This window comes from Sphingomonas eleionomae (genome assembly GCF_049889035.1).
Classification (GTDB): Bacteria; Pseudomonadota; Alphaproteobacteria; order Sphingomonadales; family Sphingomonadaceae; genus Sphingomonas.
In genome coordinates this window covers 832,817-857,794 of sequence record NZ_JBLTWP010000001.1, presented here as the reverse complement: position 1 = coordinate 857,794, position 24,978 = coordinate 832,817, and the positions used below count along the sequence as shown (strand labels likewise).

22 protein-coding genes are annotated in these 24,978 nt (G+C 65.8%); 15 read left to right on the top strand and 7 right to left on the bottom strand.

The genetic code is table 11. From position 1 onward, the window contains the following. The first annotated feature begins 7 nt into the window (after positions 1-7). The 12 genes from ACNI3Q_RS03905 (at position 8) to ACNI3Q_RS03850 (ending at position 14,843) form a co-directional block, all read left to right on the top strand. Positions 8-943, top strand: a complete 936-nt coding sequence (locus ACNI3Q_RS03905; RefSeq protein ID WP_426274096.1) for a right-handed parallel beta-helix repeat-containing protein — start codon at positions 8-10, stop codon at positions 941-943. A gap of 123 nt (positions 944-1,066) precedes the next feature. After that, complete coding sequence (locus tag ACNI3Q_RS03900) at positions 1,067-3,124, top strand: protein-disulfide reductase DsbD family protein (RefSeq protein ID WP_426274095.1); 2,058 nt, start codon at positions 1,067-1,069, stop codon at positions 3,122-3,124. 82 nt (positions 3,125-3,206) lie between these two features. After that, positions 3,207-4,742 (top strand): circularly permuted type 2 ATP-grasp protein, encoded by a 1,536-nt coding sequence (locus ACNI3Q_RS03895; protein WP_426274094.1) that lies wholly within the window; start codon positions 3,207-3,209, stop codon positions 4,740-4,742. A 5-nt stretch (positions 4,743-4,747) separates the two neighbouring features. Beyond that, positions 4,748-5,683: an alpha-E domain-containing protein gene (locus ACNI3Q_RS03890; RefSeq protein WP_426274202.1), complete on the top strand. Its 936-nt coding sequence runs from the start codon at positions 4,748-4,750 to the stop codon at positions 5,681-5,683. Further along, positions 5,683-6,498 (top strand): transglutaminase family protein, encoded by an 816-nt coding sequence (locus ACNI3Q_RS03885; protein WP_426274093.1) that lies wholly within the window; start codon positions 5,683-5,685, stop codon positions 6,496-6,498. Before ACNI3Q_RS03890 ends, ACNI3Q_RS03885 begins: the two co-directional genes overlap by 1 nt. Before the next feature lie 160 nt (positions 6,499-6,658). Next, entirely contained in the window at positions 6,659-7,768 is a 1,110-nt protein-coding gene (locus tag ACNI3Q_RS03880) for an acyl-CoA dehydrogenase family protein (RefSeq protein WP_426274200.1), read from the top strand. Continuing rightward, a complete protein-coding gene (locus ACNI3Q_RS03875; RefSeq protein WP_426274092.1) occupies positions 7,765-9,378 on the top strand; it encodes a carboxyl transferase domain-containing protein in 1,614 nt (537 codons plus the stop codon). The genes ACNI3Q_RS03880 and ACNI3Q_RS03875 overlap by 4 nt, the downstream gene beginning before the upstream one ends. 5 nt (positions 9,379-9,383) lie before the next feature. Further along, positions 9,384-9,854 (top strand): endonuclease domain-containing protein, encoded by a 471-nt coding sequence (locus ACNI3Q_RS03870; RefSeq protein ID WP_426274091.1) that lies wholly within the window; start codon positions 9,384-9,386, stop codon positions 9,852-9,854. A gap of 169 nt (positions 9,855-10,023) precedes the next feature. After that, the gene (locus ACNI3Q_RS03865; protein WP_426274090.1) at positions 10,024-11,931 is read left to right on the top strand and encodes an acetyl/propionyl/methylcrotonyl-CoA carboxylase subunit alpha; all 1,908 of its coding nucleotides are present in this window, start codon (positions 10,024-10,026) and stop codon (positions 11,929-11,931) included. A gap of 51 nt (positions 11,932-11,982) precedes the next feature. Further along, complete coding sequence (locus tag ACNI3Q_RS03860) at positions 11,983-13,227, top strand: NAD(P)/FAD-dependent oxidoreductase (protein WP_426274089.1); 1,245 nt, start codon at positions 11,983-11,985, stop codon at positions 13,225-13,227. A gap of 51 nt (positions 13,228-13,278) precedes the next feature. After that, positions 13,279-14,118 carry a diacylglycerol/lipid kinase family protein gene (locus ACNI3Q_RS03855; protein WP_426274088.1) on the top strand — a complete coding sequence of 280 codons (840 nt, stop codon included), beginning with the start codon at positions 13,279-13,281 and terminating at the stop codon, positions 14,116-14,118. Beyond that, positions 14,115-14,843 (top strand): metallophosphoesterase family protein, encoded by a 729-nt coding sequence (locus ACNI3Q_RS03850; protein WP_426274087.1) that lies wholly within the window; start codon positions 14,115-14,117, stop codon positions 14,841-14,843. The genes ACNI3Q_RS03855 and ACNI3Q_RS03850 overlap by 4 nt, the downstream gene beginning before the upstream one ends. A 56-nt stretch (positions 14,844-14,899) precedes the next feature. Here ACNI3Q_RS03850 and ACNI3Q_RS03845 read toward each other — a convergent pair whose 3' ends face one another. From ACNI3Q_RS03845 to ACNI3Q_RS03835, 3 genes are read right to left on the bottom strand one after another with little or no spacing between them, the layout of a single operon-like run. After that, positions 14,900-15,838, bottom strand: a complete 939-nt coding sequence (locus ACNI3Q_RS03845) for a TraB/GumN family protein (RefSeq protein ID WP_426274086.1) — start codon at positions 15,836-15,838, stop codon at positions 14,900-14,902. A 37-nt stretch (positions 15,839-15,875) separates the two neighbouring features. After that, positions 15,876-16,313, bottom strand: coding sequence for a hypothetical protein (locus tag ACNI3Q_RS03840; RefSeq protein WP_426274085.1), 438 nt, complete (start codon positions 16,311-16,313; stop codon positions 15,876-15,878). Next, a complete protein-coding gene (locus ACNI3Q_RS03835; protein ID WP_426274084.1) occupies positions 16,303-16,515 on the bottom strand; it encodes a helix-turn-helix transcriptional regulator in 213 nt (70 codons plus the stop codon). Before ACNI3Q_RS03835 ends, ACNI3Q_RS03840 begins: the two co-directional genes overlap by 11 nt. A gap of 264 nt (positions 16,516-16,779) precedes the next feature. Here ACNI3Q_RS03835 and ACNI3Q_RS03830 point away from each other — a divergent pair, with 264 nt between their 5' ends. The 3 genes from ACNI3Q_RS03830 (at position 16,780) to ACNI3Q_RS03820 (ending at position 22,025) form a co-directional block, all read left to right on the top strand. Then, positions 16,780-17,976, top strand: coding sequence for a bifunctional alpha/beta hydrolase/OsmC family protein (locus ACNI3Q_RS03830; RefSeq protein WP_426274083.1), 1,197 nt, complete (start codon positions 16,780-16,782; stop codon positions 17,974-17,976). A 53-nt stretch (positions 17,977-18,029) separates the two neighbouring features. Continuing rightward, on the top strand, positions 18,030-20,264 hold the full coding sequence (parC, locus tag ACNI3Q_RS03825) for a DNA topoisomerase IV subunit A (RefSeq protein WP_426274082.1): 2,235 nt from the start codon (positions 18,030-18,032) through the stop codon (positions 20,262-20,264). Positions 20,265-20,399: 135 nt separating this feature from the next. Beyond that, complete coding sequence (locus tag ACNI3Q_RS03820; RefSeq protein ID WP_426274081.1) at positions 20,400-22,025, top strand: putative bifunctional diguanylate cyclase/phosphodiesterase; 1,626 nt, start codon at positions 20,400-20,402, stop codon at positions 22,023-22,025. Here the strand turns inward: ACNI3Q_RS03820 and ACNI3Q_RS03815 are convergent. From ACNI3Q_RS03815 to ACNI3Q_RS03800, 4 genes are read right to left on the bottom strand one after another with little or no spacing between them, the layout of a single operon-like run. Continuing rightward, positions 21,965-23,200 (bottom strand): CCA tRNA nucleotidyltransferase, encoded by a 1,236-nt coding sequence (locus ACNI3Q_RS03815; RefSeq protein WP_426274080.1) that lies wholly within the window; start codon positions 23,198-23,200, stop codon positions 21,965-21,967. The genes ACNI3Q_RS03820 and ACNI3Q_RS03815 overlap by 61 nt on opposite strands. Further along, positions 23,197-23,808, bottom strand: a complete 612-nt coding sequence (locus ACNI3Q_RS03810) for a CoA pyrophosphatase (RefSeq protein ID WP_426274079.1) — start codon at positions 23,806-23,808, stop codon at positions 23,197-23,199. The genes ACNI3Q_RS03815 and ACNI3Q_RS03810 overlap by 4 nt, the downstream gene beginning before the upstream one ends. Then, entirely contained in the window at positions 23,805-24,368 is a 564-nt protein-coding gene (locus ACNI3Q_RS03805; RefSeq protein WP_426274078.1) for a DUF1285 domain-containing protein, read from the bottom strand. Before ACNI3Q_RS03805 ends, ACNI3Q_RS03810 begins: the two co-directional genes overlap by 4 nt. Positions 24,369-24,407: 39 nt before the next feature. After that, complete coding sequence (locus tag ACNI3Q_RS03800) at positions 24,408-24,932, bottom strand: GNAT family N-acetyltransferase (RefSeq protein ID WP_426274077.1); 525 nt, start codon at positions 24,930-24,932, stop codon at positions 24,408-24,410. Between the last annotated feature and the right edge of the window lie 46 nt (positions 24,933-24,978).

Below are 24,978 nucleotides of genomic sequence, written 5' to 3'. Positions count from 1 at the left end.
TGCCGCAATGCGCCTTGCCCTTCCCATTGCAGTCCTTGTGCTCGCCGTGCCGGGCATCGCCATGCCCCAGTCGCGCGGGCCATTCGTCATCGAACAGACGGGGCAGGCGTTCGACACCATCGACGCCGCCGTGACAGAGGCGCATGACAGCAATTCCACCATCCTGATCGCGCCCGGCGTCTATCGCCAGTGCACGGTTCAGATCACCGGCAACATCACCTACCGGGCGCGGGAGCCGGGCACCGTGGTGTTCGAGGGTGAGACGTGCGAGGACAAGGCGGCGTTCGTGCTGCGCGGCAAATCATCGGTCGTCGACGGCATCATCTTTCGCGGGTTCAGCGTCGCCGACGGCAATGGCGCTGGCATCCGTATCGAACGCGGCAACCTGATCGTCCGCAATTCCATGTTCCTGGACAGTCAGGAAGGGATCCTGGGCGCGACCGATGAACCGTGGAACATCACCATCGACCGCTCGACCTTTGCCGGCCTTGGCCAGTGCGACGAAAGCGAAAGCTGCGCGCACTCCATCTATCTGGAAACGACCGGCCTGATCACCGTCACCCGCTCGCGCTTCGAACGGGGCGAGGGCGGGCATTACGTCAAGCTGCGCGGGCCACGCGTCGATATCCGCGACAACAGCTTTGACGACACGCGCGGGCAAAAAACGAACTACATGATCGACCTGTCCGTCGGCGGCACCGGCATCATCGCGGGCAACAGCTTTGTTCAGGGTCGGAACAAGGAAAACTGGACCGCCTTCATCGCCGTGTCGCCAGAGGCGCGGGAACATCGCGCGGGCGGCCTGCGGGTCGAGGGGAATGACGCGCGCCTCGCCCCCGGCGTCGACAAGAACCCCGTTTTCGTCGCCAATGCCAGCGGCGAGCGGCTGGTCATCGGCGCAAATACCCTCGGCCCCGGCATCCGGCCGTACGAAACGCGCTGATCCGGCCGCCGCGCCGCCATCGCTGGCGCTATGGCCCATGGCACGCATTGCCTGTGCGCCGCCGAACCCGCTAGGGCGGGCCGATGGGCGGCGGATCACCGTCCGCCCGACCGGGAATGGTGAATGCGTCTTGTTCCGTCCGTAACGCTGGCCCTTCGTGCCCTGATGCTGGCGGCCGCCATTCTGCTCGTCTCGCCGGCATGGGCACAGGGGACCTCGCCCGGCCCGCATATCGCCATTGATCTGGTGGCAGAGACGGATCGACCCGCGCCGGGCGGCACAGTGACGCTTGCTTTCGATTCCCGGCCCGATGCCGGCTGGCACGGATATTGGCTCAATCCCGGGGCCGCCGGTGTCGCCACCCGCTATGACTGGACACTGCCCGCCGGGGTCACGGCCGGGGTACCGCGCTATCCGGTGCCGCACCGGCTGATCGTCGCGGACATCATGAACTATGTGTATGAAGGGCCGTTCGCCCCGCTGGTCACGCTGACGCTGGATCCCGGGCTGGCCCCCGGCACGCGGCTCCCGGTCAGCGTGCGGCTCGATTACCTGGTCTGCACGAACGAGATTTGCGTGCCCGAACGGGCGGAACGGTCGATCACGCTGACGGTCGGCGATGGCACGGTCGATCCGTCGCGCCGCGCCCGGTTCGATGCGTGGCGACAGGCGATCCCGCCCCCGATCGGCAGCCCGGCCCGCTTTGCCCTGTCCGGCAACGGCGATGCCCGCACCATCCGCCTCTCCATTCCCTATCCCGCCGACCGCCCGATCGGCGATGCCTATTTCTTTCCGCTGACCGGCGATGTGATCGATTACGACGCACCGCAGCGGGTGGTGCGCGACGGCGACCGGCTGCTTGTCGAAACCCGCGCCACCGGCACGGCCAGCCGGATCGATGGGGTGATCGCCACCGATGCCGGGCGCGGCTTTGCCATCGCTGCAACGCCGGGCGAGGTACCGGCCCTGCCGTCCGGCGGGGTGGATTGGGGCGCGGCGCTGATCGCGCTGCTCGGCGCGCTGGCGGGCGGAGTACTGCTCAATGTCATGCCCTGCGTCTTTCCGATCCTCAGCCTCAAGGCGCTCAGCCTTGCCAAGGCGGGCGGGGAAGAAGCCCAGGCACGGCGGGAGGCGCTGGCCTACACCGCCGGGGTCGTGCTGGTCTGTCTGGCGCTTGGCGGCCTGCTGCTTGCGCTGCGGGCGGGCGGGGCCAGCGTCGGCTGGGCGTTTCAGCTTCAGAACCCTCAGGTGATCCTGATCCTGCTGCTGCTGGTTACCGCCATCGCCCTCAATCTTGCCGGGCTGTTCGAAATGACGCTGCCGGGGCCGCTTGCCCGCCTGACCGATGGCGGGTCGGGCGGTGCGTTCATGACCGGCGCGCTGGCCGCATTCGTCGCCACGCCGTGCAGCGGGCCGTTCATGGCGGCGGCGCTGGGCGCGGCGCTGGTCCTGCCCGTTCCCGTTGCCCTGGCGATCTTTGCCGGGCTTGGCCTTGGCCTTGCGCTGCCGTTCCTGCTGCTCGGTTTCGTGCCCGCCCTCCGCCGGCGCTTGCCGAAACCCGGCAACTGGATGGTGCGGCTGCGCCATCTGTTGTCCGTGCCGATGTTCCTGACCGCGCTGGCGCTCGCCTGGGTGCTGGGTCAGCAGGCGGGGGTTGCTGGCATGACGCTGGGGCTGGGCGCGGCGCTGCTGTTCGGCCTTGGCCTGTGGTGGTCGGGCGGGCTTCAGCGCGGGATGAGCGCCCGGGCCTGGCTGCCCGGCACGCTGGCGCTGGTGCTCGGCCTTGCGGCAATCCCCCTGATCCGCCCTGCGCCCGCCAATGCCACCGCGGAAACGCTGGCCGGCGCCGAACCGTTCAGCGAGGCACGGCTGGCCGCCCTTCGCGCCGAAGGACGCCCGGTTTTCGCCTATTTCACCGCCGACTGGTGCGTGACGTGCAAGGTGAACGAGCGGACGGTGATCGATACCGATGCTGTCCGCGATGCCCTTGCCGGGGGCAAGGTGGCGGTGCTGGTCGGCGACTGGACCGATGGCGACCCGGCGCTCGGCCGGTTTATCGAGGCGAATGGCCGCGCGGGCGTGCCGCTGTACCTGTGGTACGCGCCCGGCAAGCCTCAACCCGATGTGCTGCCCCAGATCCTGACCCAGTCGATGCTGACCGGGCGGGCGGGGGGTTCCTGAACCTTTCCTACTTGTGCGGTGCAACCTGAATGTGCAGCATGGCGTTATGGCTTTCAGCTGACACTAAGGGGGGCGATCGCGAGTGGACGGAGCGTTCGATGAAATCTGGGGCCTAGGCCGCGGCGCCGGGGCCAGGCCGGGTTTCGACGCGATTGCTGCATGGATGGCCGATACGCCGCCTGCCGAACTTGAACGCCGGTTGCAGGCCGCCGAAACCATGTTCCGCCAGCTGGGCATCACCTTTGCCGTCTATGGCGACCGGGAGGCTGCGGAACGGATCATCCCGTTCGATATCGTCCCCCGCGTGTTCACCGCCGCCGAATGGTCCAGCCTCAGCGCGGGCCTGGTTCAGCGGGTGGATGCGATCAACGCCTTTCTGCGCGACATCTATGGCCCGCAGGAAATCCTGCGCGCGGGCATCCTTCCGCCCGAACTGATCCATTGCAACGACCAGTTCCGGCCCGAAGTGGTCGGCACGCGGCCCCCGCACGATGTGTGGGCGCATATCTGCGGCATCGACCTGGTTCGCACCGGGCCGGACGAGTTTTATGTGCTTGAGGACAACGCCCGCACGCCGTCGGGCGTCTCCTACATGCTGGAAAATCGGGAGGCGATGATCCGCCTGTGCCCGGAATTGTTCCGCAGCTTTCGGGTCGCGGCGGTCGACAGCTATCCCGATCTTTTGCACGCGACGATGCAGTCGGTTGCCCCGCTGGGCCGCGAGCGCGATCCGCTGTGCGTCGTGCTGACGCCGGGCCATTACAATTCCGCCTATTACGAACACAGCTTCCTGGCCGATTCGATGGGCGTCCCGCTGGTCGAGGCGGCGGACCTGATCGTCGATGACGACATGGTTTATATGCAGACGATCGGCGGCCGGGTGCGGGTGGACGTGATCTATCGCCGCATCGACGACGATTATCTCGACCCCTTGGTCTTCCGGCCGGATTCGATGCTGGGCGTGCCGGGCATCATGGCGGCCTATCGCGCGGGCAATGTCGCGCTGATCAACGCGCCCGGCAACGGCATTGCCGATGACAAGGCGATTTACAGCTACATGCCGGAAATCGTCCGCTTCTATACCGGCAGCGAGGCAAAGCTGCCGAACGTGCAGACATGGCGCTGTCGCGAGCCGGAGGCGCTGGCCTATGTCCTCGATCGCCTGCCCGAACTGGTGGTCAAGCTGGTCGACGGGTCGGGCGGATACGGAATGCTGGTCGGCCCGACCGCCAGCCATGACGAAATCGAGCAGTTCCGCGCCGCGCTGATCGCAGAGCCGCAGCGGTACATCGCGCAACCGACGCTGGCCCTGTCCACCGTCCCGACCTTTACCGACAAGGGGCTGGCCCCCCGCCATGTCGATTTCCGCCCCTTCGTGCTCAGTGGCAGCCAGGGGGTAAAGGTCGTCCCCGGCGGCCTCACCCGGGTCGCGCTCAAGGAAGGATCGCTGGTGGTCAATTCCAGTCAGGGCGGCGGGACCAAGGACAGTTTCGTCCTGCTGCCCGAATGCGGCAGCCAGTATCAGGAACAGGGCCAGGCTCAGGTTCAGGAACAGGCGCTGGTCGATGAAACGCCCATCGACGGACAGAGTCAGGGCCGTTCGGGGGGGCTGGACTGATGCTGATGCTGTCCCGCTCCGCCGCGTCGCTCTACTGGCTTGGCCGCTATGTCGAACGCGCTGACTTCATGGCCCGGCTGGTCGAAGCGACGATCCGCCTCGATGCGCTGTCCGCCCGCCCGGCGGGGGAAGCTGCGTGGGAAAGCGCGCTGGCCGTCACCTATAACAGCGAGGGGTTTGCCGCGACGGGCGAAACGCTGACCCCCACCCATGTCGCGCGATATCTGACCACCGACGGGTCGCATTTCGGCTCGATCATCCACTGCCTGCACATGGCGCGCGACAATGCCCGCGCCGTGCGAACCGCCCTGACGCGAGAGGCATGGGCCGGCATCAACCGCGCGTGGCTGTTGTTCAGCAGCCGGAGCAGCCCCGGCGGCGCCAATGCAACGCTCAACCTGGTCGAAGCGGTGAAGGCCGAAACACGCGGGTTCGAGGGAGCGGTGCATCGCATGATGAAGAACGAGGCGGTGTGGTTCATCCGCCTGGGCGCTGCGATCGAGCGGGCGGACAACACTGCGCGCCTGATCGACGTCAAATATCACCTCCTGCTGCCAGAGGGCGAAAAGGTCGGCGGCGTGATCGACCGGGATCAGTGGACGACGATCCTTCAGACCGTGTCCGCCGTCACCGCCTATCGCTGGCTCTATTCAGAGGGGCTGAAGCCGTCGCTGGTCATCGACCTGCTCACCACGCGGGGTGAATTGCCGCGCAGCCTTGCCGCCTGTGTCGAGGAAACGGTGGAAATGCTCAGTATGCTGGCCCGCCGCACGGGATTGCAGGGGGAGGCAGACCGCATGGCCCGCGCCCGCCTGTCGCGGATGCAGCGCACGCGTTCGGGCGACGTGATCCTGGGCGGGCTGCACGAATGGCTGACCGGGTTCATCGCCGAAAATGAAAGGCTGGACGGCGTCATCGCCCGCCAGTTCCGGTTCGGCTGATGCGGCTCGCCATCGAACATACCACCCATTACCGCTTTACCGAGCCTCAGGCCCGGCTGGTCCAGCTGCTGCGTCTGACGCCGCGCGACGATGCCAATCAGACGATCGTCAACTGGCGCATCGACGTCAGCTGCGATGCGCGGCTGCGGCACGGCATGGATGGGCATGGCAACGCCGTCACCATGCTCTATGCCGAAGGGCCGCTGGACGAAATCGCGATTACCGTCGCAGGTGAGGTGCTGACCACCGACGGCACCGGTGTGCTGGGCGGGATCGCGGAAACGCTGTCCCCGATCGTCTATCGCCGCGTGACCCCGACCACCCTGCATGACGATGCGATCCGCGCCTTCGCCGACGGCGTTGCATCGGCGCATTCCGAACGGCTGCCGCTGCTCCGGGCGCTCAACCACGCGCTGCCCGGCCATTGGCCGGGACGGGCGCGCAAGACCGACCGGACAGAGGCCGCCGCCATGTTCGCCGCCGATACGGCATCGCCGCGCGACATGGCGCTGGTGTTCGTGTCGGCCGCCCGGTCGCTGTCGATCCCGGCGCGCTATGTCGTCGGCTACAGCCTGGCCGCTGCCGATGCCCATGGCGCGCCCGGCCCGCATGGCTGGGCAGAGGCATGGGTCGACGGCCTTGGCTGGGTCGGGTTCGATCCGTCGCAGGGCCATTCGCCGGACGAAGGCTATGTCCGCATCGCCGTCGGCCTGGACGCCGCCGGCTCCACCCCCATTGCCGGGATGCGCATCGGCCATGGTCAGGAAGTGCTCGACGTCGATGTCCATGTCGACCGGCTGGGCGGCGAAGGCTGATCGACCGCGATATCGGACGGTTGCGAGCCGGCCCTGTTCTCGATTAAGGGACATCGTAACATCTGATACGATCCGCCAGGCGCTGTCCGTGCGGACGAACCACAGGAGAGTTGCGTTGAGCCTGCCCGAGTTCGATTTCGCGCTTGGCGAGAATGCCGACATGATCCGCGAGAGTGTTCAGCGGTTCGCCGCTGATCGCATCGCGCCGCTGGCGGTCCGCGTCGATGCAGAGGACTGGTTCCCGCGTCAGGAACTCTGGCCGGCGATGGGCGAACTGGGCCTGCACGGAATCACGGTGGCAGAGGCGGATGGCGGCCTTGGCCTCGGCTATCTGGAACATGTCATCGCGTGTGAGGAGATCAGCCGGGCGTCCGCGTCCGTTGGCCTGTCCTATGGCGCGCACTCCAACCTTTGCGTCAATCAGATCGCGCGTTGGGCCTCGCCGGAGCAAAAGGCGAAATATCTGCCCAAGCTGATTTCGGGCGAGCATGTCGGCTCGCTCGCCATGTCCGAATCCGGCGCGGGCAGCGATGTTGTCGGCATGCGGCTGAAGGCGGAGGCAGTCGATGGCGGCTATGTGCTGAACGGCACCAAATTCTGGATCACCAACGCCACCTATGCCGACACGCTGGTCGTCTATGCCAGGACGGGGGAGGGGTCGCGCGGCATCACCACCTTCCTGATCGAACGCGGCATGACCGGGTTTTCCGTGGGGCAAAAGATCGACAAGATGGGGATGCGCGGCTCGCCGACGGCGGAACTGGTGTTCGACGACTGTTTCGTCCCCGAATCACAGGTCATGGGCCCGCCCAATGGCGGTGTCGGCGTGCTGATGAGCGGCCTCGACTATGAACGCGCGGTGCTTGCGGGGATTCAGCTGGGCATCATGCAGGCGTGCCTCGACACGGTCCTGCCCTATGTCCGCGAACGCAAGCAGTTCGGCACCCCCATCGGCAATTTCCAGCTGATCCAGGCCAAGATCGCGGACATGTATGTCGCGCTCAATTCCGCCCGCGCCTATGTCTATGCCGTCGCCCGGGCCTGCGATGCCGGCCGCACGACGCGCTTCGACGCCGCCGGCGCAATCCTGCTGGCATCCGAAAATGCCTTCAAGGTGGCGGGTGAGGCCGTTCAGGCGCTGGGCGGGGCCGGCTATACCAAGGATTGGCCCGTCGAACGCTATCTGCGCGATGCCAAGCTGCTCGACATTGGCGCCGGCACCAACGAAATCCGCCGGATGCTGATCGGGCGGGAGCTGATCGGCGCATGACCGCCCCCGTCCTGCCCACCGCCGTTCAGCCCGAAAGCGAGGGTTTCCGCGCAAACACCGCGCACAACCGCGCGCTGGCGGAAAAACTCCGCGCCGACGTCGCCCATGCCGCGCTCGGCGGAAGCGAGTCCGCACGGGCGAAGCACAGCGCGCGCGGCAAGCTGCTGCCCCGCGATCGGGTGGAACGGCTGCTCGATCCCGGCTCGCCCTTCCTCGAAATCGGTCAGCTTGCGGCTTTTGACCTGTATGGCGGCGAAGTTCCGGGCGCGGGCGTCATCGCCGGCATCGGCCGCGTTTCGGGGCGTCAGGTGATGATCCTGGCCAATGATGCGACGGTAAAGGGCGGGACCTATTTCCCGATGACGGTCAAAAAGCATCTCCGCGCGCAGGAGATCGCGCTGGAAAACCGGCTGCCCTGCATCTACCTGGTCGACTCCGGCGGCGCGAACCTGCCGCATCAGGCGGACGTGTTTCCCGACCGCGACCATTTCGGCCGCATCTTCTTCAATCAGGCGAACATGAGCGCGCGCGGCATCCCGCAGATCGCCTGCGTCATGGGCAGCTGCACGGCGGGCGGCGCCTATGTCCCGGCCATGTCCGACGAAACCGTCATCGTCCGCAATCAGGGGACGATCTTCCTCGCCGGCCCCCCGCTGGTGAAAGCCGCAACGGGCGAGGAAATCAGTGCCGAGGATCTGGGCGGCGGCGATCTGCACGGCCGAAAATCGGGCGTGGTCGATCATGTCGCGGAAAATGACGAACACGCGCTTACCATCGTGCGCGATATCGTCTCTCATCTGGGAAACGCCACCGCCAACCCGCTCACCCTGAGCCTGTCGCATGGTGCAACCCCCCGCGCGCCGAAATACCCGGCGGAGGAACTGTACGGAATCATCCCCCAGGACGTCCGCGCGCCCTATGACGTGCGCGAAGTCATCGCGCGGCTTGTCGACGCATCGGAGTTTCACGAGTTCAAGGCGCTCTATGGCACCACGCTCGTCTGCGGCTTTGCCCATATCTGGGGGATGCCGGTCGCGATCCTGGCGAACAACGGCGTGCTGTTCAGCGAAGCGGCGGTCAAGGGCGCGCATTTCATTCAGCTCGCGCAGCAACGCGGCATCCCCCTCCTGTTCCTTCAGAACATCTCCGGCTTCATGGTCGGCGGGAAGTATGAGGCAGAGGGGATTGCCAAGCACGGGGCAAAGCTGGTCACCGCCGTCGCCACCGCCACGGTGCCAAAGATCACGGTGCTGATCGGCGGCAGCTTCGGCGCGGGCAATTACGGGATGTGCGGCCGGGCCTATTCGCCCCGCTTCCTGTTCACCTGGCCCAATGCCCGGATCAGCGTGATGGGCGGGGAACAGGCGGCCAGCGTGCTCGCCACCGTCCACCGCGACGCGGATAACTGGACGCCCGAGCAAGCGGAGGCGTTCAAGGCTCCGATCCGCCAGCGGTACGAGGATGAGGGCAATCCCTGGCACGCGACCAGCCGCCTGTGGGACGACGGCATCATCGATCCCGTCCAGACCCGCGACGTGCTGGGCCTCGCCCTCGCCGCAACGCGCGAAGCCCCGGTCGCCGACACCGGCTTCGGCATCTTCCGGATGTGATGGCAATGGACAACACCCAACCTCCCCGGAACGGGGAGGGGGACCATGCGAAGCATGGTGGAGGGGTCTTCTCCACCACGCGCCAGACCATCGATAGGGCGCGCCGCGAGCGCCGATCCGGCAACCTGCCCGAAGTACTGCTTTGGCGTGCGCTGAAACTCCGGCCGGGGGGCTTCAAGTTCCGGCGGCAGCATCCGATTGGTCCCTACAGCCTCGATTTTGCCTGTCTCAGCGCCCGGCTTGCCATCGAAATTGACGCTGAAGCGCATGATCGCGGCGATGCTCCCGACAAAGATCAGGTGCGCGACAGGGCGCTGATGGCTCACGGGTTTCGTACCCTCCGCATCCCGGCGCGCGATGTGATGCTAACGCTGGACGACGTCGTGGTTGCCATCGTTACTGCGTGCCAGGCCGCTGGACCCCTCCACCATCCTCCGATGGCGGATGGTCCCCCTCCCCGTGCCGGGGAGGTTTAGGGATGCCCTGTCCTACATGCGCCCTGAACGGTAATCTGCGGCCGATGATAGCCAACCCTCTGTTCGATAAGGACAACCCGACCACGCCGCGCCCGCCCGACCACCGTCAACCGCGCTCACAAACCACGCCATTAGTGTCAAAACTGTCAAATCTGATCGGGGCTAACCCATGATCCAATCCCTTCTCATCGCCAACCGGGGCGAGATCGCCTGCCGGATCATCCGCACCGCCCGGGCCATGGGTATCCGCACCGTCGCGGTCTATTCCGATGCCGATGCCACCGCGCTGCACGTCCGTCAGGCGGATCAGGCGGTGCATATCGGCCCGTCGCCCGCCCGCGAAAGCTATCTGGTCGGTGAACGCATCATCGCCGCTGCACAGGCCGCGGGGGCTCAGGCGATCCATCCCGGCTATGGCTTCCTGTCCGAAAATGCCGAGTTTGCAGAGGCGGTGACCGCCGCCGGGCTGATCTGGGTCGGTGCGACGCCCCATTCGATCCGCGCCATGGGCCTGAAGGACGCCGCGAAAAAGCTGATGGCGGCCGCTGGCGTGCCGGTCACCCCCGGCTATCTGGGCGAGGGCCAGTCGCCGGACCGCCTTCACGCCGAGGCCGATGCGATTGGCTATCCCGTGCTGATCAAGGCGGTGGCGGGCGGCGGCGGCAAGGGGATGCGCCGCGTGGACGCCAGCGCCGACTTCCCCGATGCGCTGGCCAGCTGCAAGCGAGAGGCCGCGTCCAGCTTTGGCGACGATCGCGTCATCATCGAAAAATACATCCTGTCGCCCCGCCATATCGAGGTGCAGGTGTTTGGCGACACCCATGGCAACGTCGTCCACCTGTTCGAACGCGATTGTTCGCTGCAACGCCGCCATCAAAAGGTGATCGAGGAAGCGCCAGCGCCCGGCATGAGCGCCGAAGCGCGCGAAGCCATCTGCGCCGCCGCCGTTCGCGCAGCACAGGCGGTGGACTATGTCGGGGCTGGCACCATCGAATTCATTGCCGACGCCAGCGACGGCCTCAGCGCCGACCGCACCTGGTTCATGGAAATGAACACCCGGCTTCAGGTCGAACATCCGGTGACGGAGGAGATTACCGGCGTCGATCTGGTTGAATGGCAACTCCGCATCGCCAGCGGTGAACCGCTCCCAAAGCGGCAGGAGGACCTGTCGATCAACGGCCATGCCATCGAAGCACGGCTCTATGCAGAGGATCCGGCAAAGGGCTTTTTGCCCAGTCCCGGCCGGATCGACGATCTGATGCTTGATCCCGACCTTCGCGTGGAAACCGGGGTGAATGAAGGGGGGACGGTTTCGTCATTCTACGATCCGATGATCGCCAAGCTGATTGCTCATGGGACAGACCGGGAAACGGCCCGCGAACAGCTCATGCAGGGGCTGAACAATAGCTATGTTGCACCGCTTCGTACCAATGCGGGCTTCCTTTGGGCGGCGCTGGATCATCCCGATTTTCGTTCCGGTACCGCCGACACGGGGCTGATTGCGCGGGCAGGCGACACGCTGCTGCCGCCGGAGCATCCTTCAACCGCAGCGATCGACGAAGCAGCGCGCCGGTATCGGAGGGACTGGCTTGATTGGAACCCGGGACCTTTTGGTCATGAGGGACAAATGCTGGCCAGCCTGTTTGGCTTCCGGATGAACGGCCCTGCACGCCGGATTGTCGCCCTGTTCTCCGGCCGCGATCAGGTTACTGGCTCGACGGATGGGTTCGACCGCTCGTTCGGAATCGCCTCGTCCATGATGCCCGATGGACAGATATTGGTGACTGAACGCGGTGCGACGCATCGGTTCAGCCTGCGCCCAGCGTTCCTGTCGGGGGCGGGAATGGCCGCCGACGGTGCAATCCTCGCGCCTATGCCGGGACGGGTCACCGCCGTCGAAGTCACCGCCGGTCAATCCGTCACCAAGGGCCAGCGCCTGCTGACGCTGGAGGCGATGAAGATGGAACACGCGCTGACTGCGCCGTTCGACGGGACGGTGGCCGAACTCAACGTCGCCGAAAACGGTCAGGTGACGGAGGGGACCGTGCTGGTCCGCGTGGAACGGGCAGGGGAATAGGCTCTGGTTCGAATCTCGACACGAACCACCAAGTCTGGCTAGGCGAGCGTCATGCAGGACCATTACGACATCGCCATTGTCGGTGCGGGCCATGGCGGCGCGCAACTCGCCATTTCGCTTCGCCAGCGCGGATATGACGGGACCATCGCCCTGATCGGGGAGGAACCGGAACAGCCCTATGAGCGCCCGCCGCTCAGCAAGGAATATCTGTCCGGCGAAAAGCCCTGGGAACGGATGCTGATCCGCCAGCCCGCTTTCTGGGAGGAACGGCAGATCGCGATGCTGACCGGCCACCGCGTTGTCTCGGTCGATCCTGTCACGAATCAGCTGGCGACCGCTGATGGCGCATCCATCGGCTATGGCCAACTCATCTGGGCCACGGGCGGTGCGCCCCGGCGGCTCGCCTGCGACGGGGCCGACCTGTCGGGCCTGTTCACCGTCCGCACCCGCGCCGATGCCGATGCGATGATCGCCGCCCTGCCGGGGGTCGAGCAGGTGGTGGTGATCGGTGGCGGCTATATCGGGCTGGAGGCCGCGGCGGTGCTGACCAAGCTGGGTCGCCGGGTGGTCCTGATCGAGGCGCTGGACCGCGTGCTCGCCCGCGTTGCTGGCGAACCGCTGTCCCGCTTTTTCGAGGATGCACACCGCGCCCATGGCGTCGATCTCCGCCTGAACAGTGCCGTTGCCTGTATCGAGGGGGCAGATGGACGGGCGACGGGTGTCCGGCTGGCCGATGGGGAAATCGTCCCGGCGCAGATGATTGTTGTCGGCATCGGCATCGTGCCGGCCGTCGAACCGCTCTTGGCCGCTGGGGCACAGGGCGGGGCGGGGGGCGTGCTGGTGGATGGCGAATGCCGCACCAACATGGCTGATGTCTTTGCCATTGGCGACTGCGCCGCCCATGTGAACCGCTTTGCCGCGGGTGAAGCGCCGATCCGTCTGGAATCGGTTCAAAATGCGCATGATCAGGCCAATCTGGTCGCACGGCTGCTGACGGGGGACACGGGGCTTTCCTATGATGCCGTCCCCTGGTTCTGGTCGAACCAATATGACCTGAAGCTGCAGACAGTGGGCCTCTCCACGGGCCATGACACCACGGTCACCCGCGGTGATCCGGCCGGCGGGCGCTTCTCCCTCATTTATCTGCGTCAGGGTCGGGTGATCGCACTCGACTGCGTCAACATGACGAAGGACTATGTACAGGGGCGCAAGCTTGTCGAAACCGGGGCCATCATTCCGCCCGATCGGCTGGCCGATGCCGATGTTGCGCTGAAGGAGATGATCGCGGCGGAATAGGATTGTTTCGATCGTGATGCGACCAGCTGTGCCAATATGCGTTGGGCCGACATGAAACGACTGTGGTTCATCACCAATCCCGGATCGGGCACGACCAGCGCCGAAAAGTGCGAGGCGATCGTGGCGGTCTTCGCGGAACGCGGCCTGACGCTTGCCGGGCGCACCGATTTTCCGGAACAGGCCATGCCGACACCGGACGATCTGGAACGCGATGGCATCGACACGATCGTCCTGTTCGCCGGTGACGGCACCATCAACACCGCACTTTGTGCCCTGCATGACTGGGATGGCGGCTTCCTGATCCTGCCCGGCGGCACGATGAATTTGCTGGCAAAGGGGCTGCACGACAGCCTCGACCCCGCGGCCATCATCCATGCCGCGCATGAAGGGGCCCGCAAGGTCGCGCTGCCCTGGGTCGATACCGATGCCGGTCGCGCCTTTGTCGGGTTGATCCTTGGCCCGGCTGCGCAATGGTATCGTGCCCGAGAGGGCGTGCGGCATCGCCGCTTTGGCCAGATGGTTGCCGCCATCCGCTATGCCTGGCGTCGCACCTTTGGTCGGGGCATCCGGGTGCGGGGTGTGCCGGGCATGGACGACAGCTATCAGGCGGTGTTCGTCCGGCCTGATATGGAGGGGCTGGACGTTGCCGCGATCGACGCGCGCGACTGGCGCTCGATCATCGATCTCGGCTGGAACTGGCTGACCGGCGAATGGGTGGCCGCCCGTCCGGTGACGCAACAGATCGTGCGGGAAATGCGCGTGGCGGGTCGTCGCCCCGTCCTTGCACTATTCGATGGCGAGCCGGTTTCGTTGCCCCCCGGTGCGCCGATCCGCTGGGCGATGAGCAAGGAACGGTTCCTGTCGACCCGGGATACCGAGGCCGCAGGATGATCCGTCTGTTCCACGTCAGCGACCTGCATTTCGGGCGAGAGGATCGCGTGGCGCTGGACTGGTTCGCCCGGGCCGTCGCGGCAGAGGCGCCCGATGCCGTTGTCATGACCGGGGATCTCACTCAGTCCGCCCGGTCGCGCGAGTTTGCCGCGGCAACGCAATGGCTTGAGGGGCTGGGCGTGCCGGTTACAGTAGAGGTGGGCAACCACGACCTGCCGGTGCTGAATCCGGTGGCGCGAATGACCATGCCCTACCGCCGCTTCCTCAAGCTTGAGCGGTTGATCGAGCGGCCGCTGCAGATCGAGGGGGTGGCTATCGTACCCCTGCGCACCACTGCGCGTTTCCAGTGGCGACTGAACTGGGCAAAGGGTCATGTGTCGCGCCGACATCTGGCACAGGCGGTCTCGCATCTCGGCACACGACCGCAGGGCGCGGTGTCGCTGGTCACCGCGCATCATCCGCTGGTGGAAGCCGGGACTGTAATGAACGCGCGCACCCGCCGCGGGCCGGAGGCGCTGGCCGCGCTCGCCCGTGCCGGGGCCGATGCGGTGCTGACCGGCCATGTCCACGACCCGTTCGACATTCCATACCAGCTGGAGGGGCGGACTATCCGCCTGATCGGCGCAGGCACCCTGTCGGAGCGGCTGCGCAGCGAACCGCCCAGCTTCAACGAACTGCGCATCGAACGCGGCGAAATCCACACCCAAATCCGCCGGATGACCTGAAAAAAGCGCCGGGAAGCAGCGTTCCCGGCGCCTGTCTGTCAGTGTGAATCCGTGGATCAGTAAGCGATCCGGGTGGCCTCGATCTTCATGGGCTTCAGCATCGCCTGAACGCTGTCGTCCCCGGCCAGATGGCCCGCACCCACGGCCATGAACACCGTCCCCGGCTTGGCCATCCGCCCCTTGATCCAGTCCGCCCAGCGCGCGTTGCGATCGGTAAAGATCACCTTGTGCATCTCGGGCGATTCGGCATCGAACTGTTCGATCAGCGCCGCCAGCTCGTCGGGCTTGCCCGCCTTCCACAGGGCGAGCATCTGTTCCAGCACTTCCTGCGTCTTGTTCCGTTCGTCGATCATGCCGACCAGCATGTCCATCTGCGCCTTTTCGCTCATGCCGTCGAAAAAGCCGAATTGCTGTTCGACCGTCTCGACGCCGCTGATCGGCTTGGCCGCCGACTTGGCCGCCGCAGTCAGCGTGGCCTCGGCGCCATTTTCGGGGCTGAACCCGATCTTCGGCATCATGATCTGCATGATCGACATGGACGCGAACCAGGGGTCCAGACGGTCCAGCGCCTCGGCCGGCAAGCCCAGCTCCTTTAGCATTTCGGCATAGGCAGCGCGCTTTTCGGCCGGCAGCTTTTCGGTCAGCGACGGGCCGGTCATGTTGACGCCCTTTTCCATAACGATCTGCTGAAGCTTCTGCGCGTCTTCGGGTCCCGGCATGACGATTTCGAGGACCAGCTCGTCGGATTTGTCGAAGGCGGATTTCACCGCTTCGTCGAACCAGGAGAGGCCCGGCTTCAGAGCATGGACGGTGCCGAACAGATAGATGGTCGTATCCTCGTCCTTGACCACCCACAGGGCGGGGTCTGCATCCTGAGTGGCGGCAGCAGCGGGGGAGGCCGGTGCGGCAGGCGCGGCCTGCTGGGCGATGGCGGGCGGGCAGTAGGCAAGCGTCAGAGCGACGCCAGTGTTGAGCAGCGTACGAAGCATCGTCATTCTCCAGTCTTACGGATTGTTATCACGGCCGCACCCGTCAGGGGCGGAACTTCTTCCAGAGGTACAGCACGATCATCAGCACATAGAGCCCGACAAAGATCGCCCGATGGTCCGGTTCGGGCACCAGCCCGCCCTTCCACAGCACGAACCAGACGGGATAACCGGTCAGATAGGCGTTGAAGGCATAGACCGCCGCGAAGCGATTGTTCGCGCGTTCCACCTCATCCGTCGCCTTGTGATAGCGCCATCCGCCATAACAGATGGCCAGTGTCCACACCACGGCAAAGCCGATGGCGAATTCAGGCGGGATGCCGTCAAGGAACCCACCGCCTTCGTCTTCCACCCGCGCAGCAAGAAAGCCGGTGAAAAAGCCTGCAGTGACGAGGGCAAGGATGATCCAGCGCAGCCGGCGCTGGCGCGCCCGCTGAGCCAATTCGCCGATGCCCGGCGTGGGATCGAAGCGGTCAGAGGCCATGGCTGTTGTTTCCCTCATCCTCGAAAATCTCCTCGATCCTCATGTCGAACAGGCGGCTGATCCGGAAAGCAAGCGGCAGCGAGGGATCATATTTCCCCGTTTCGATCGCGTTCACGGCCTGGCGCGACACGCCCAGCCGACCGCCCAGCTCCGCCTGGCTCCAGTCGCGTTCGGCGCGCAGGACTTTCAGCCGATTTTTCATTCACCCCTCAACGATCCCTCCGGTGTCGTTATCACCTGACCATATGTCAGGTAACACTGACTAAATGACAGCGAGCCATGTCCATGTCAACAACTCATGACATAATGCCATGGAAAGGCGACACCCGGGCATGGCCGGTTGGTCCAACGCGTTGAGAATTCGGGGATTGCGCGTGACCGGCAAACCGGTCGATGGTGGCAATAGTGCCCTGCATATCGGCGAGGGCGAAGCAATCGGGGTGCAGGGTCGATGGCAACCAGGACAGTGCGATTCGCGGGCGCCAGCGGGACAATGCTGGCGGCTTCCATTGAAATGCCGATTGGCCCGGTGCGAGCCATCGCGCTGTTCGCACATTGTTTTACCTGCACGATGCGCAGCCATGCCGCGACCCGCATTTCAACCGCACTTGCCGCACAAGGCATTGCCACGATGCGGTTCGACTTCACGGGATTGGGGGGCAGCGAGGGGACACTGGCCGAGGCTGGGTTCGCTGCGGATGTCGAGGATCTGGTCGCGGCGGCCGACTATCTTGATGAAACGCTGGGCGCGCCCTCCATTCTGATCGGTCACTCGCTTGGCGGCGCGGCGGTGCTGGCGGCGGCGGCACGGATCCCGTCGGTGCTGGCGGTCGCAACCATCGCCGCGCCCTTTGATCCGGCGCATGTTCTGCACCGTATCGACGGCGATCTTGCCGCGATTGAGCGGGACGGGGCGGGGCCGGTGACGATCGCGGGCAGGCAGTTCACGATCAGCCGCAAGTTCATCCATGGGGTGCGGGATACCGATCCGGCGGCAAGCATCGGCGCGCTGGAGCGGGCACTGCTTGTCCTGCACAGCCCGACGGACGAACTGGTCGGCATCGACAATGCCCGGCAGATCTATGAGGCCGCGCGCCATCCCAAAAGCTTCGTGACGCTCGACCGGGCCGATCATCTGCTGACCGACCGGGCGGATGCCGCGTACGTCGCAACGATCATTGCCGCCTGGGCGATGCGCTACGTGCCCGTTCAGGCAGATACGGTCGATCTTGAACCGGGCGAGGTGCTGGTCGGCAATGGCGATGGCCGTTTTGGCACGACCATCCGGACCCGCGACCACCACTGGCTGGCCGACGAGCCGGAGGCGGTGGGCGGCGAAAACGCAGCACCGGGCCCCTATGACCTGCTGCTCGGCGCATTGGGCGCGTGTACCAGCATGACGGTCAAGCTGATTGCCGATCGCGAGGGGATCCCGCTTGAACAGGTGACAGTGCGGCTGCGGCACGAGCGGGACCATGAACATGACAGCGAGATGGCGCCTGCCGATCCGTCCGCGCGGATGCAGGCAATATGGCGCACCCTGTCGCTGCACGGCACGATGACCAGGGAGCAGCGCCAGCGGCTGATCGAGGTTGCCGACAAATGTCCGGTGCACCGAACGCTGACCGGCGAACTGCATATCCACACCGATATCGCGGACTGAGCCACCGGCGCCCCCTCGCGCATCGCTTCATCGCCTGCTAGGGCTCCGGTACGATGCCGAGTGACCTGACCGATCCCTTCAATCACATCATCGACCATCCGTTCGACAGCGCGCTGTCCGAACGCTATCTGGTCTATGCATTGTCGACGATCACGGCGCGCTCCCTGCCGGATGTGCGCGACGGGTTGAAACCGGTGCATCGGCGCCTGCTCTGGGCGATGCGTCAGCTCCGCCTCGATCCCAATCAGGCGTACAAGAAATCGGCCCGCGTCGTGGGCGACGTGATCGGCAAATATCACCCGCATGGCGACCAGTCGGTCTATGACGCCATGGTGCGACTGGCGCAGGATTTCGCGCTTCGCTATCCGCTGGTCGACGGACAGGGCAATTTCGGCAACATCGACGGCGATAACGCCGCCGCCTATCGCTATACCGAGGCGCGGCTGACGCAGGTCGCCATCGACCTGATGGCGGGGCTGGACGAGGATGCGGCCGATTTCCGCCCCACCTATAATGGCGAGGAACAGGAGCCCGAACTGTTCCCCGGCTTGTTCCCCAATCTGCTGGCCAATGGTGCGGCCGGCATCGCGGTCGGCATGGCGACCAGCATCCCGCCTCATAATGCCGCCGAAATCCTAGACGCCGCCATTGCGCTGATCGACAATCCCGACGCCGATGTGCTGGACCATGTGCGCGGCCCCGATCTGCCCACGGGCGGCCAGATCGTGGACAGTCCGGCGATGATCGCCGAGGCATATGCCACCGGGCGCGGCGGCTTTCGCGTGCGGGCGCGCTGGTCGGTGGAGGAACTGGGCCGGGGCACCTGGGTCGCGATCGTCACCGAAATCCCTTATGGCGTGCAGAAGGGCAAGTTGATCGAACAGATTGCGGCGCTGATCAACGACCGCAAATTCCCGATCCTGGCCGATGTGCGCGACGAAAGCGCCGAGGATATCCGCATCGTGCTGGAACCGCGCAGCCGGACGGTCGATGCCGCGATGATGATGGACGGCTTGTTCCGGCTGACCGATCTGGAAAGCCGGTTTCCGCTCAATCTCAATGTGCTGGACAAGGATCGCACGCCGCGCGTGATGAGCCTGGCTCAGGCGATCCGCGCCTGGGTCGATCATCAGTTCGTGGTGCTGCGCCGCCGGACCGAACATCGGCTGACGCGGATTGCCGACCGGATGGAACTGGTTTCCGGGTACATCATCGCCTTCCTCAATCTTGACCGGGTGATCGAGATCATCCGGACCGAAGATGAGCCAAAACCTGTGATGATGGCTGAGTTCGACCTGACCGATCGTCAGGCGGAGGCGATCCTGAACATGCGCCTTCGATCCTTGCGAAAGCTGGAGGAGATGGAGCTGAGGCGCGAGCGGGAGGCGCTGGAAAAGGAACAGGCGGAGCTGAACCTGCTACTCGGCAGCGAGGCTCGCCAGCGGACCCGGATGAAGCGGGACATGGCTGCGATCCGCGGTCGTTATGGCCCCGACACCGAGCTTGGCCGCCGCCGAACCGTGATCGAGGAGGCAGCGGCCGCGCGCGAAATCCCGCTGGAGGCGATGATCGAGCGCGAGCCGATTACCGTCATCCTGTCGCAGCGCGGCTGGATCCGGGCGATGAAGGGCCATGTCGATCTCGGCTCGTCCGACGCGCTGAAGTTCAAGGAAGGCGACGGCCCCCGTCTGGCGTTTCATGCCCAGACAACGGACAAGCTGCTGCTCGCATCCGATCGGGGCCGGTTCTACACGCTGGCGGCGGACAAGCTGCCCGGTGGCCGGGGCTTTGGCGAGCCGGTGCGGCTGATGATCGATCTGGAGGGCGAGATTGCGGCGCTGCTGCCGGCCAGCGCGGGCGAACGATTGCTGCTGGCCGCTAACGATGGCCGCGGTTTCGTCGTGCGTTCGGCCGAGGTGTTGGCCGAAACGCGCAAGGGCAAGCAGGTGGTGACCCCCCGTGCCGGTGCCACCCTTGTGGTCGTGCGGCCTGTCGGGCCGGATGACGATTATGTCGCGGTGATGGGCGATAATCGCCGGTTGCTGGTCTTTCCCCTGTCCGAACTGGCCGAAATGACGCGGGGGCAGGGTGTACAGCTTCAACGGTACCGGGACGGCGGGATGGCTGATGCCCGCACCTTCCGGTTTGAACAGGGCCTCAGCTGGACGATGGGCGGCGAACAGGGGCGAACACGGACCGAATCCGACCTTGGCCCCTGGCGCGCAGCACGCGGTGCGGCGGGTCGTGCTCCGCCGACCGGATTTCCGAGGGACAACCGGTTTGGCTGAATGGGCGGGCTTCAGGCCGCTTTAACCATTTAACGCTAACAGGGCATGGTGATGAACCTGTTTGGCTTGATCGGCGCAAAGTCCGCAGATCCCCCGGCACCTGTTGCGGGCGGGTCCCTACGGTCGCCTGCGCCATTGCCGGCCACAAGCTTCATCGATCTGCTGCCGGTTCCGGCGGCTATCGTATTCCGCAATTCGGACGCGCTGTCGGCGACGGCGCGCAATCCGCTGTTCCAGCATGTCTTCTCGGATGAGGCGCGGCTCGGTTCGCTGCTGGACGGCCAGCGGCACCGGTTCGACCGCCTGCTCCATGGCGCGCGGGCGTTCGAACGGTTCGACTGGCAGACCGGGGATCCCGTCGACAGCCGGCATTATGAGGTGACTCTGTCCCGGATGGGGCCGGACATTGCGGACCGTTGCCTTGTAACCCTGCTCGACCGGACTGCCGAATTGCGGACGGAGCGGTCGCTTCGCCGGGAAATGATGACCGACAGCCTGACCGGACTGCCCAACCGGGCCGGGTTCGCCGATCTGCTGGACGAGCGGGCGCTGAGCGAGGCGGGTGGACGCTATGCGGTGCTCGGCCTGAACCTCGACAGGTTCAGCCGCGTCAACGCCTGCATGGGCGGCATTGTCGGCGACGAACTGCTCATTTCGGTCGCCCGGCGGCTCAAGGGCGCGTTGAGGGCAGGCGACGTGCTGGCCCGGACGGGCGGTGACGAATTTGCCATCCTGATGCGTCTGGATGACGGCCCGGCCGACGCGATGCGGGTTGCCGGACGCATCGAAAGCGCGCTGTCGACTCCGTTCCGCCTGTCCGATTTCGATATCCGGGTGGCGTGTTCCATCGGGATCGCGATGGGGGACATGGGCGATGGCGATGGCGAAACGCTGATCCGCTACGCCCAGTTCGCGGTCAAGCGGTCGAAAAAGACGGGCTCGACCGAGATTTACGCGCCCAGCGCGTTCGATGTGGTGCGCACGGAATTCAGCATCGAAACCGCACTGCGCCGTGCGATCGACCATGGCGGCCTGACCCTGGCGTTCCAGCCGATCTGCGACCTGGCGACCGGCCGCATCCGGTCGTTCGAGGCGCTGGCCCGATGGTCGGACGAGGACGGGCGCCCCATTTCACCTGCAGACTTCATTCCGGTGGCAGAGGAATCCGGTCTGATCGTGCCGCTTGGCCGCTGGGCGATCGACGAGGCCGTACGGCAGATCGCCGAATGGGATGCGGCGCTGGGCCGGGATGCCGGCGTGAATGTCGCCGTCAACCTGTCGGCCATCCAGATCCACCGGGACGAGGTTGTGCCCCTGGTCGGTCAGGCGCTGAGCCGGCACGGGGTCGAGGGCAACCGCCTGACCATCGAATTGACCGAAAGCGCCATCATCACCGATCCCGACCGGGCGATCGATACGCTGGACGGCCTGAAATCGCTGGGCGCGTCACTGGCGATGGACGATTTCGGCACGGGCTATTCCAACCTTGCCTATCTGCAGCGCCTGCCCATCGACACGCTGAAGATCGACCGCAGTTTCATCACCGACATGCTGACCGACCGGGACAAGGTCGCCATCGTTCGCGCCATCCTGTCGCTGGCCCAGACGCTGAACATGACGACCACCGCCGAGGGTATCGAAAACCGCGAGGTCGAACAGACGCTGGCGGCGCTAGGCTGCACCATGGGACAGGGTTTCTATTATTCCCGCCCGTTGCCCCCGGACGATGCGCTGTCGTTCCTGCGTTCCCGCAACAGCTGATCCACCACATCGCGGGCGATGGCAATGGCCCGCTCGTCATCGGGAAACCCTTCGTCCAGCCAGCGCCGCTCGGTCCGCTTGAGCGCAGCCGCAACGTCCGGCCCCCGGCTCAACCCCAATTCGATCAGCGTGCCGCCCGACACTGGCAGGCGGGGCGGCGTCCAATCCGCAATTGCGCGCGCGCCCTCTGCATCGTCGTTCAATAGCAGCCGGTCCGTCGCCAGTTCCACGCCGATCCGCGACGCCAGCGGCCGCGGGGCATCATCCAGCGGGGCGATGGCGCTGGCCATGCGCTTGCGCTGAGCATTGGATAGCCGCAGCCGGGCCGCCACGCCTTCGACCGCCTTTGCATCGCGAGGCAGCACAGCCGTCAGCCGGCGCACCGGATCGGGAGCCACCCCCGCTGCATCCTCAGCCGCGATCAGGCTGGACAGCGCCGCGATCCCGCTGGCATCGATTTCCGGCAGTACCGGTGCGAAAATGCCATTGCCGTGCATCAGCGTCATGGTTTCCGCCGCCCGGGGCGCGACGAGCAGCTTCAGCATCTCTGCCGCCACCCGTTCGCGGGAAAGGGCCATCAGGTCGTTGGCCCGTGCCACACACGCCGCCAAGCCCTCGGCATCCGGCGCATCCCCGAACCGCGCCAGAAAGCGGAAGAAGCGCAGGATGCGCAAATGATCCTCGGCAATGCGGGTCAACGCATCGCCGATGAACCGCACCCGCCGCGCGGCCAGGTCGTCCAGCCCGCCAAAATAATCGTGAATCTCGTCCGATACCGGATCGGCGTACAGGGCGTTGATCGTGAAATCGCGCCGCGCCGCGTCCTCCCGCCAGTCCGTTGAATAAGCGATGGTGGCATGGCGCCCGTCGGTGGATACGTCGCGCCGCAGCGTCGTGATCTCGATCGGCCCGCTGTCAAGCACGGCCGTCACAGTGCCATGCGCGATGCCGGTCGGTACGACACGGATATCGGCCTCGTTCAGCCGCGCAATCACCGCTTCGGGCAACAGGCTGGTGGCAATGTCGATATCGGCCACGTTCAAACCCAGGATGGTGTCGCGAACAGCGCCGCCGACATATCGGCACTCGCCCTGTTCGGCGCCGATGATCCGCGTGAGTGCGGCAAGGTCGGAACGCTCGCGCCAGCGGGCTGGGGGAAGATGGGTGGGGGTCATGACAATCGAAACGTCCGCAATCGGCGGGATAGGGCGACAAGCATGGCGGCGGTTGCGCCCCAGATATAGCGATCAGGCCAGTCGATCTCGACATAATGCCGTTCCATGCCTTGCCACATCCGGCTTGCGCGGCGATGCCGGGCCGGGTCGATCGCGATATCCAGCGGTACCTCGAACCAGTCGCTGACCTCGGCTTCGGCGGGTACCAGCGGCAGGTCTGGCGGGGTAACGCCGATGATGGGGCTGACGGCATAGCCGGTGACCGTGCGATAGGTGGACAGTTCGCCCACCAGCCGCACCTGCGATGGCGGCAGCGCGATTTCTTCCTGCGCCTCGCGCAGCGCGGCTGCGGCAGCATCGCGGTCATCCGGGTCGATCCGGCCGCCGGGAAAGGCGACCTGCCCGGCATGACGGCTCAGCGTCGACGTCCGCTGGGTCAGGATCACGCCGGGTCGCGGCCGATCCGTAATCGCGATCAGCACCGCAGCGGGAACGGCATCCTGTGCGCGCACCGGCGATGGCGCATCATCGCCATGCGGGCCGGGGAAAACATCGTCGGCCGTCTCCGCCAGCGCCCGCCCTAATCGTTCGGCAAGCAGTGCAGTCATGACGCGACCAGAGGGAAATGCACCCCGTTGCTCCAGATACCGGGAATGTCGCCATCCCCGCTGACCGCCAGTTCGGCCAGCTCGTAATAAACCGGACGCGCGATCAATGCCTCCAGCCCCGACCGGACGTGCAGATAGGGGCGCGGCCCATCCACGGCATCGGCAACCCGCAAACCGTGCTGCGCGTCCAGCGGCACCAGATCCCCGGTGTTCAATCGAAACGCGATTGAGGCCCCCCGTCCATCCCCCTCGCGCGCCATGCCCGTCGCGACAAAAGGCGCGTCCTCCACGGCGATGTCCAGCTTTTCGACAGGGGTCACCAGGACGTGGCTGCCATCGGCCTCTCGCCGCAACAGGGTGGAAAACAGGCGGACCATTGCTTCCCGTCCGATCGGGCTGCCCTGATGATACCATGTGCCGTCCCGCCCGATGCGCATCTCGCTGTCGCCGCAATGGGGCGGGTTCCATTGTTCCACCGGCGGCAAGCGGCGTTCGGCGACAAGCCGGGCAATCTCGGCCATCGACAGGCGGTCGAGATCGGGGGGCGGGGGCATCGGCATGGCCTGCCTGTTATCGCGTGCGGCGGCCGGGCGAAAGGGTCAGCGGATGCCGGTTCGTGCGATCACCATTCCGGCACCCGCAGGCACGCCTGGTCCGCGTGCCAGCAGACGGCGGCGCTCGACCGGGCCGGGCAACCGCCACTCGCCCGTCCGCTCGTCGGAAAAACCGTGGAACCGACCATAATATTCGGGATCGCCGATCAGCATCAGCGCATCGGCACCCGGCAGGTCCGACCGGCCCGCCGCATCGAGGCACGCCGTCATCAGCCGCTGACCCAGCCCGCGCCCCTGAATACCGGGATCGACGGCAACCGGGCCCACCATGGTCATTGGCACAGTTCCGCCACCATCCAGCGCGAGCGCCACGGGCCAGGCCTGAATCGATCCGATCAGCGCCCCGTCCGCATCGGCAATGCCCATGCTGAACGGATCGATGACGGGCGCGCCCTGACGGATGTGATAGGCCGTCCGGTTGCGCCGATCGCTGCCGAACGCCCGGTCAAGCAGGGCATCGACCTGATCATCGGAAAAATCGGACAGGGGGGACAGGGCCGACACCGTCATCAACAACGCCTTTGCTGGCCCGCATGGACGCGGGCGGCGGCGCGCC